Source organism: Mesorhizobium sp. M7A.F.Ca.ET.027.03.2.1 (assembly GCF_003999175.1).
GTDB lineage: Bacteria > Pseudomonadota > Alphaproteobacteria > Rhizobiales > Rhizobiaceae > Mesorhizobium.
On sequence record NZ_RZOM01001290.1, the window covers coordinates 1 to 1,488 of the forward strand.

Genomic DNA, 1,488 nt, shown 5'->3' on the forward strand with positions numbered 1-1,488 from the left:
CGGCCTTCGCTTGCAGGTGACCATAAATGCGCCGTCGCTAAAGTTTCCTTAACTGGCAGAGGGTCAGCGGGTTTTCTCTGTCTGCGGGCTGTAAAAAGCCTTGGTCCGTGCGTCCAACAGTTGGAAACAACGCCGGTGCGGCGGCTTGAATTCGCGATTCGCGCATCGCACTCTTGAAAATGAAACCGAATTTCGGATTCTCCACGCCAGCACATGTCGCATTTGCTTGCGTGCGTGCGCCGCAAAGCTGGAATCCTGAAGGCGATGCCAGGCACTTTTCTTCAAGGAGGATCGACGTGAGTGATGGTCACCAGGGATCGTGTCTGTGCGGAGCCGTCCGCTTCAGAACGAACGGAGCGCTGCGTGGCGTCGTCTATTGCCATTGCTCGCAATGCCGCAAGCAGAGCGGACATTTCTATGCCGCGACCAATGTTGCCAACGCCGATATTGTGATCGAGGGCACGGAAAGTATCACCTGGTACGAAGCCTCCACCTTCGCCAGGCGTGGGTTCTGCAAGGCATGCGGATCGGTGCTGTTCTGGAAGCCGCGAGACCAGGACTACGTTTCGGTCATGGCGGGATCGTTCGACAAGCCGACAGGTCTTGAGGGCGAATGCCATATCTTCGTCGGTGACAAGGGCGACTATTATTCGATCGACGACGGGCTGCCACAGTTTGAAAAGTCGACACCGTCCATACCGGTTGCTGAATGAATCTTGGACAAGTCACCTTATTCCATTGATCTGGCCAGCCATTGCATTATCCCGTGCCGGTGATTCGCAAAGGGGTTTGGCATGCAGCGGCTGATCGATGCTTATTTCAATTCGGTGCGGGCGTTTCGCAAGCTGGCCACCAGCGAGAAGGCTTTCCAGCAGGAGCTGATGCTGCTGGCGCTTGCCTTGCCGCTCGGCTGGTTCGTTTCGATCTCGTGGCGCGGTTATGCCTTGCTGATCGGCGCGGTGCTGCTCCTGATCATGGTCGAAGTGCTGAACACCGGCATCGAGGCGGCATGCGACGCTTTCAGCCGCGAGTTCAATGTCGATATCCAGTTGGCCAAGGATTGCGGTTCGCTGGCGGTGCTGATTTCGGTGCTCATCGTCGCCGGCGTCTGGGGCATCGCCATTATCGAGCGGATCACCGGGCTACCGATCTAGCCTCTCGATGCCTATATGCCAGTCACCAAAGGAGACTGTCATGGCCAGGGCCGCCAATTTTCTGCGTCTCGAACGCGTGGGCCTGCCGGATGATCTGCGCTGGCTGGCCGAGAAATATCCGCGTGAAAACTGGCAGGACCATGCCAACATCCACGGCATCGCCAATATGTGGCTGCAGCGGCACGACATGTTCCGCGAACTTGGCGGCATGCTGGCCAACGGCATCGGCGACTACCGTGAGGGACGGCTGACGGCGCCTGATTTCGCGCGCTGGTTCGCGCCCCGCCTCAATCATTTTCTAGGCAACCTCGACGGTCACCACAACGTCGAGGAT

2 protein-coding genes and 1 pseudogene are annotated in these 1,488 nt (G+C 58.0%); all 3 read left to right on the forward strand.

Annotation, left to right across the window (positions count from 1 at the left end):
- The first annotated feature begins 296 nt into the window (after positions 1-296).
- On the forward strand, positions 297-713 hold the full coding sequence (locus tag EN750_RS33935) for a GFA family protein (RefSeq protein ID WP_027036778.1): 417 nt from the start codon (positions 297-299) through the stop codon (positions 711-713).
- Between the two features lie 81 nt (positions 714-794).
- The gene (locus tag EN750_RS33940; RefSeq protein WP_023810560.1) at positions 795-1,154 is read left to right on the forward strand and encodes a diacylglycerol kinase; all 360 of its coding nucleotides are present in this window, start codon (positions 795-797) and stop codon (positions 1,152-1,154) included.
- 40 nt (positions 1,155-1,194) lie between these two features.
- Positions 1,195-1,488 (forward strand): annotated as a pseudogene (locus EN750_RS33945) (hemerythrin domain-containing protein); the annotation flags it as partial.